Origin of the sequence: Bacillus xiamenensis (genome assembly GCF_000300535.1) — a bacterium.
GTDB lineage: Bacteria > Bacillota > Bacilli > Bacillales > Bacillaceae > Bacillus > Bacillus xiamenensis.
The window spans coordinates 1-6481 of sequence record NZ_AMSH01000095.1; the positions used below are offsets into that span (position 1 = coordinate 1).

7 protein-coding genes and 2 pseudogenes are annotated in these 6481 nt (G+C 37.1%); 2 read left to right on the forward strand and 7 right to left on the reverse strand.

From position 1 onward, the window contains the following. Nucleotides 1-146 precede the first annotated feature (146 nt). From BA1_RS18930 to BA1_RS17780, 4 genes and pseudogenes are all read right to left on the reverse strand, one after another. Nucleotides 147-278: pseudogene (locus tag BA1_RS18930) on the reverse strand (UV damage repair protein UvrX); the annotation flags it as partial. Then, nucleotides 271-528 (reverse strand): YolD-like family protein, encoded by a 258-nt coding sequence (locus tag BA1_RS17770; RefSeq protein WP_008361998.1) that lies wholly within the window; start codon nucleotides 526-528, stop codon nucleotides 271-273. The pseudogene BA1_RS18930 and the gene BA1_RS17770, both read right to left, overlap by 8 nt. 162 nt (nucleotides 529-690) lie before the next feature. After that, nucleotides 691-1170 carry a TIGR01741 family protein gene (locus BA1_RS17775; RefSeq protein WP_008362000.1) on the reverse strand — a complete coding sequence of 160 codons (480 nt, stop codon included), beginning with the start codon at nucleotides 1168-1170 and terminating at the stop codon, nucleotides 691-693. Nucleotides 1171-1175: 5 nt separating this feature from the next. Further along, on the reverse strand, nucleotides 1176-3101 hold the full coding sequence (locus BA1_RS17780; RefSeq protein ID WP_008362001.1) for a T7SS effector LXG polymorphic toxin: 1926 nt from the start codon (nucleotides 3099-3101) through the stop codon (nucleotides 1176-1178). Nucleotides 3102-3594: 493 nt separating this feature from the next. On the opposite strand from BA1_RS17780, the gene BA1_RS17785 reads away from it, so the two are divergent. Then, nucleotides 3595-4413, forward strand: a complete 819-nt coding sequence (locus tag BA1_RS17785; protein WP_008362003.1) for an oxidoreductase — start codon at nucleotides 3595-3597, stop codon at nucleotides 4411-4413. Nucleotides 4414-4487: 74 nt separating this feature from the next. Continuing rightward, nucleotides 4488-5144: a TetR/AcrR family transcriptional regulator gene (locus BA1_RS17790; RefSeq protein ID WP_008362005.1), complete on the forward strand. Its 657-nt coding sequence runs from the start codon at nucleotides 4488-4490 to the stop codon at nucleotides 5142-5144. A 392-nt stretch (nucleotides 5145-5536) separates the two neighbouring features. Here BA1_RS17790 and BA1_RS19740 read toward each other — a convergent pair whose 3' ends face one another. The 3 genes and pseudogenes from BA1_RS19740 to BA1_RS19200 all read right to left on the reverse strand — a co-directional run. After that, the gene (locus BA1_RS19740; protein ID WP_008362007.1) at nucleotides 5537-5794 is read right to left on the reverse strand and encodes a peptidoglycan-binding domain-containing protein; all 258 of its coding nucleotides are present in this window, start codon (nucleotides 5792-5794) and stop codon (nucleotides 5537-5539) included. A 24-nt stretch (nucleotides 5795-5818) separates the two neighbouring features. Continuing rightward, nucleotides 5819-5962: a hypothetical protein gene (locus BA1_RS19135; protein WP_155887886.1), complete on the reverse strand. Its 144-nt coding sequence runs from the start codon at nucleotides 5960-5962 to the stop codon at nucleotides 5819-5821. A 51-nt stretch (nucleotides 5963-6013) separates the two neighbouring features. After that, a pseudogene (locus BA1_RS19200) lies at nucleotides 6014-6481 on the reverse strand (XkdF-like putative serine protease domain-containing protein); the annotation flags it as partial.

The window sequence follows — 6481 nt, forward strand, 5'->3', positions numbered from 1 at the left end:
TGTAAATGTCGACTGCTCTGACTGCGGCTGATGTGGCTTGGGTGGTTTTGTAGACGGCTTTTCCGCCTTTGAAGAGGTTTGCCACGCCTTGTGGCGCCTTTTTGCATAGTGTTCATGCACATGCTTGTCTGATATTCTAGCTCCTTTGTGTTCCCTACAACAGCAAAATAACACTCAAGATGATCTACCCCCATCATTACTGCTGAAATGGAAGCATAAAAGGATTTCATGTCTACACACAATATTTTGTGACGTGGAAACTTAGTGTAATCAATCATAAGAAACACCCACTATGTCATCTAATAAAACAAAGTGAATATCATCTGACAATTCCTTTATATGTAGCATTTTCTTTTCGTAGTTGATGTATTGTGTGAAACCTTTAAGTTGATTGACAACTCCTGACTCATAAATTGAAAAAATTAATGGCTTATTAACACTCATTGCGTAAGCAATTGCTGCCTCAAACTCTTCTGCTTGTTGTTCATCTATAATTGGATTAAGTCGTGCTACATGCTCAGGTAACATCATCGCTGTCCATTTAATCGTATCTCTGTCTCATTTAATCACTCCTTCTTGAATGATTAAATAGCATCAGAACGAATGTTCTTTACCGATGATTTCTAAGAACTTTTGTTCGATGTAAATATTGGCATATAAAAACCCTCCGAATTAAGGAGGGGAATTGTATTAATTGTTCTCTTCTTTGTTCTTAATAAAATTCAGCACAGCTTCTTTATCTTCCTCATCTTCAGGTAGAAATCCGAACGTTTCGTATTCCCAAACGGCTATTCTTTGTACATTGTCAATACCTAAAGAATAAACATCTTCGTATCCAAAATCAGTTGAGAATTTACCCGATTTCTCCAACTCAAGAGTAGCTGTTGTCCAAGCACCTAGACCATTTTTTATATATTCCTTTTTCAACTCTTCAAAAACTTCACTGAGCTCGACAAATAAATGTTTATATGTATTGTTACTTACACTATATCGTTTTGGAATATCGTGTCCATAAACTCGTTCTTCATTATTAGGTTCAGTAAAATAAAAGGTAATTCCTGCTGAATCATCCAATATTTCTGCATACATCCAAACTTTATCCCAATCACATGGAATCATTTCATTAATTGCTTCTGCTATTTTTTTATAATTCAATTCTAACCCTTCCATTATCTTTAGCCTCCAGGTTGATTCTTAATTTTTTCAAGATAGGATCGTTTTCCAATATTATATTCGATTACGAAACTATCTGGTCTTAAGGAATCATCTTTATAAATAGTTTCAATGCTAACTTCTACATGTTTAGGTGGATCAGCCCTCAATGCTTTCAACCATCTTTGCTCCATCTCATACCATTTCCCACCACTTCGATTAATTTGTGAACTCATTGGTACAAGATTATCAATATCCCCAGACCCTTTAAAAATAGATGCAATTAAATGCCCTCCATCATCTTTTGATAATCGATCCGGCTTGCCTGAATTAGATTGAGCATATTGGTTTCTTTTGACCTCTCCGTATTTTAAATCACTTGCTTCGACTTTGACAATACGCCCGTAGTGATCGGTTGTGTAGGTGTAGCCTTGCTTTGTTGAATAAACGACATTCGGTTTTAATACTTTCTTACGTTTCCATCTCACATAGTGATCTCCGTAACTAACAACGGTTGGTGGTGATTTTGGTGCTGGTAAGCGTCTGCCTGTCTTAGAGATACCGTATCCTGAGTTGTTGTCTAGACGCTTTGCCATGGAGAGGAGTTTATTTTTTAAGTTTTCTCCATCAAAAACGTTATAAGGGAGTTTCCCTCCACCTGCTATTTGAAACTTTGGTGAATATGGCAATAGATTCGGAATGGTGACATTATCGATTGATTTTGCCCCTTGTTCAAGGCCTTTCTTCACTGTTGTTTTGGCTGCGGATGTCCCCGTTTTTGTAATGGCGCCTGCCCCTTTAGAACCAAACACAATTTCTGCTAGAGAACCAGTTGCATAGGCAAACCAGTGTGACCGAGAATACGCATCACCTTCAATGACCTCTTTTTGGAATGAATCAGAAATAGATTTCCCAATCGCTTTCGATGTTTCAATTGGATGAGAAACAGCTGTCAAAACTGATTCAAAAGCCCCACCAGGATCAGTGACAAGATCATATATTCCGGTCACTGTATCTTTTGTCACATCGTATAGACCAACCGCTGCACCTTTTACACTATCAACGAATACCTCTGATGCTTCTTCCTGTGCTTTGATTTGGAGAAGCTGGCTGTAATACATTTTTTGATCATATGTGAGATTCTCATAGCCTATCTCATCTACAATCTCAAAGTATTTCGCTTCTGATATACACGAAGGATCATTGAGCTTTTCTTTCAGTTCTTTGATTCTTCGTTTTTCTTTTTCTTCTTTTTTCACCTTTAAATATGCTTTCACCTGTGCATCAATTTGATCATGGTTTTTGTACACATCTGTCTTATGAAATGTTTTGGCATCATAATACATTGGCTGGGCGTTCTTTCCTTTTCCTGTAGCAGCCATCATCTTTGCATAAAAAGTGTTGAGGTGATTCTCAACCGCTTCTGACTTTGCGTATTCTGTTTTCAAATCATGGTCTATTTTATGTAATGCTTCAATAGTCTCTTTTCTTTTTTTGTTCGCATCATCTAAATGTTCATTGACCTCTTTACTTGAAAATATGTGTAATTCAATCAAATCACTGATATCATCAAAAATAGTGGACAGGGCTTCTTTTTGTTCTTTGACCATATCTTTATTGTTCTGAATCCCTTGTTTCAATTGAGTGTCTAAAAAGTGCTCATCAATAAAAGTACTCCCGCCTAATGATTTGTCATCAAGCTTTCCTTTCACCCCATCTAAAAAAGCTTTTTGCATCTCGATAAAATCAAGATAAGTGTCCGTGTAAAGCGCAAGATCCTCATAAAAAGCCTTAATATTATCTGCACCTTTTCCAGTAAATTCATCACCTAATCCCGACACACTTTTTAGTGCTTTTTTCACATGTTTCATTTCTTCTTGAAGGTCATGATAGGCTTTTGACCTTTTTTCTACAGCTGTTAGTAAAGATGGAGCATCTAATATTTTCATATAAAAAAGACTCCTTTTATGGAATATTCTTTTACTAGAATACCATAAGGAGCCTGACACTTTAATCCACTTTATTATTTTTTAACCAATAATCCATCAGAGATGTCTTTTGATTCGACTGTTTGGAGATCCTGAATGAAACTATTTATACAGAAAAGTGCACCTAGTGCTACCAAAGCCTTTTGAGCATGATATTTAAAAATAAGAAAGTGATTTTCAAATCATAAAATGGAGCGGCTAATTAATAATAAAATTCAGCTTTTTCTAATTTATTATCAACATAAGCCAACTTCTTTTCAGTCGTTCAAACACCTCCACAAAGACAATACGACATGTATTGTCCACACTTCATAAAGAAAACCATTTAATCAAAATTCAAATAAATGATAAAACATATGAATCATTCTCCTTTACAGTTGACTACGGGTCATTTATAATTGACCGTAAGTCATCAACAAATGACCTCTGGTCAAAAAACAAGGAGGAATAACAAATGAGTAAAAAAGTTGCTCTTATCACAGGTGCATCAGCAGGTATTGGAAAGTCCACAGCAATTGAATTAAATAAGAAAGGATTCATTGTTTATGGTGCTGCTCGGCGAAAAGAAATGATGGAAGACTTGACTTCTCAAGGAATTAGCATCATTTCTCTTGATGTCACTGATGAAGAGTCTATGGTAAACTGTGTACGTGAGATTTTGGACAAAGAAGGAAGAATCGACGTGCTTGTCAATAATGCGGGCTACGGCTCATATGGTGCGGTTGAAGATGTATCTATGGAAGAAGCTCGAAGACAAGTAGAAGTAAACCTGTTTGGCCTTGCCAGAATGACACAGCTTGTTCTGCCTAGTATGAGAAAAAACAACTATGGAAAGATCGTCAATATTTCTTCTATGGGTGGTAAAGTGTGGACATCATTTGGCGGGTGGTATCACGCTACAAAATTTGCAGTAGAAGGTTTTTCTGATTGCTTACGATTAGAAGTTGAACCATTTGGTATTGATGTCATTGTGGTGGAACCTGGCGGAATTGCAACCGACTGGGGAGTCATTGCAGCAGAAAAACTTAGAGCAGCTTCTGCAAAAGGAGCTTATAAAGAAGCTGCCAACAAATCAGCAGATAACATGGTAAAAACGTATTCAGGAAGTAATTTAACAAAACCAGAGGTCATTGCAAATACAATTGTGAAAGCTGTCACTGTAACGAAACCCAAAACGCGTTATTTGGTTGGGTTTGGTGCCAAACCTATGGTATTTATGAAGAATCTTCTTGGTGATCGTATGTTTGATAAGATCATTAAAAGGTTCAGCTAATCACATGATTCCTTATACACCTCTTTGTCTGACTCCAAATCAAAACAACCCTTTGAAATGGAGGTTGAAAAATAATGAAAAGAGCGATGACACATGAAGCAAAGGCTCTAAGAGCGCAATCGATTTTAGATAAAGCAGCGGAGCTTTTTGAAAAACATGAATATAACCAAATTAAAATGTCTGATATCGCCAAAGAAGCAAAGCTATCTAAAGGCATATTGTTTGTTTATTTCAAAACGAAAGAAGCCCTTTTTTTTCAACTATTATGTCGAGAATATGTAAAAAGGCTGGATCGATTCATTGAGATTATTTCAGAAACAAAGATCAAAAACCTTCAGGATATCAAACATCTTTTTCTGAAAGAATTGGAAGAAATAATAGATCAAAATCCTATGTATATTAGATTAGAAGCTATTCGCACTTCTGTGTTAGAAAGAAACGTTGACTCTAACACGATGCTTCAATTAAAACTGAAGTTATTTCAAAAGTTAACGGAAATGACCGACTTGCTTTGTGAAAATCAAGTGATCAGTGAGGAGCAGGTAATGGATATCTTTCAAGCTGAGGCAGCAATTGTCATTGGCTGCAAGCTCACTGCAACCTTACCAGATGAAGTCATAACCATTATTGAAAATCATGCTATGCAAGACTTTAAACGAGATTTTAAAACAGATGTGATGAATACAATGTCTTGTTACCTTGATGGTTATTTAAAAGGCCTTGAGGCTTAAAGTTTTAATCTTCTCCATAACAAAAATGATTGCAACAATTCTGTGGAAATGGTCAGTGAATACTTCCATCTGATGTTTTAAATACTCACATATTTGCAGAATCGCCATCTATAGCAAAGTCTTTTTTATCTTGAATGAACCGCTCTCATAACAACACAATATTAAAGGGACTGACCCCATAAAGTGAGACAAATAATAAAAAATTTAATTTGTATTTTGTTTTTATAATATTTTTTATCTTGAATGAACCGCTCTCATAACAACACAATATTAAATGGACTGACCCCATAAAGTGAGACAAATAAAAACACCATTAAATTGAAAACCGGGTATAGCATACCTGAGAACAATTTGGAGGTGTTTTTGTATGGGAAAAAGAGTTAGTTATCCGATTAGTGTAAAAGAAGAGGCCGTTCAAATGAGGTTAGCTGGAATCGTTTGACCGCATTTTCTGTCTTTGGACTATAGTAGCCGTCAATAATGCTTTTACTCCAGCGCCCTTTGGTCAAAGGCTTGGTCACTTTAATGATGCCAGATGGTAAGTTAAATGACTTCTTTGACGTGCTTGATTGGGTCGGATTCATGAGACCACCTGTCTTTAAAGTAGCCAGCGTCACTTCCGCTTGGTTAAGTACCTCTTGATTTCTCACTCTAGTTCCTCCTTTTTCCTCGGCTTAAAGCAAGCCGTCCCATAACGCTTCAGATTTTTGTACGTCTTGTTGTTGATCTCCTACTCCATTACCTTGCGGACGTGCTTTTTCAAGCGCTTCGACTCTTTCAACAACTGGAGCCAGTGCCTTTTCTACAGCTACGGCCATTTCTTTTGCGACCTCTTCATCAATTTGTTTTTCTTGGGGATCAGGCTGACCTTAGCCTTCTCCCTTCTCAAGGTCATCCAGTCGCTTTACAACCGGTGCAATTGTGTCATCTAGCATCTTTTGCAGATCTTCTTTGTTCACTTCTTCGTCCTCCTCCTTCTCTTCCGTTTGACTCAACAGATTGTCGATAGCGGCTCTTGCATTTTTCAATTCAGTTAAGTTAGCAGCTGAAAACTTTCGGCCAGCTTTTATGATTTCTTCAGGTGGATCAGTTTGGATTCCAGCCAAGTCATCAGTAAGCAAAATCTCTTGTGTGATTTCCACAAAATCTTGCAGGGCTGCCCTTACCTTTTCAGGATCAGTCTCCAAGTCTTCATCGTCGTAAGAATCCCATTTAAACAAAACGGAATTCAGTGCATCTTGTGCCGCCCAAAACTCCCGACGCATGCGGCCTTTGTCGTACCTGTTCTTCACTTCTCCTTTTGATAAAAAGAAGTTTTTGAGCAAAGAAAAAAGCCC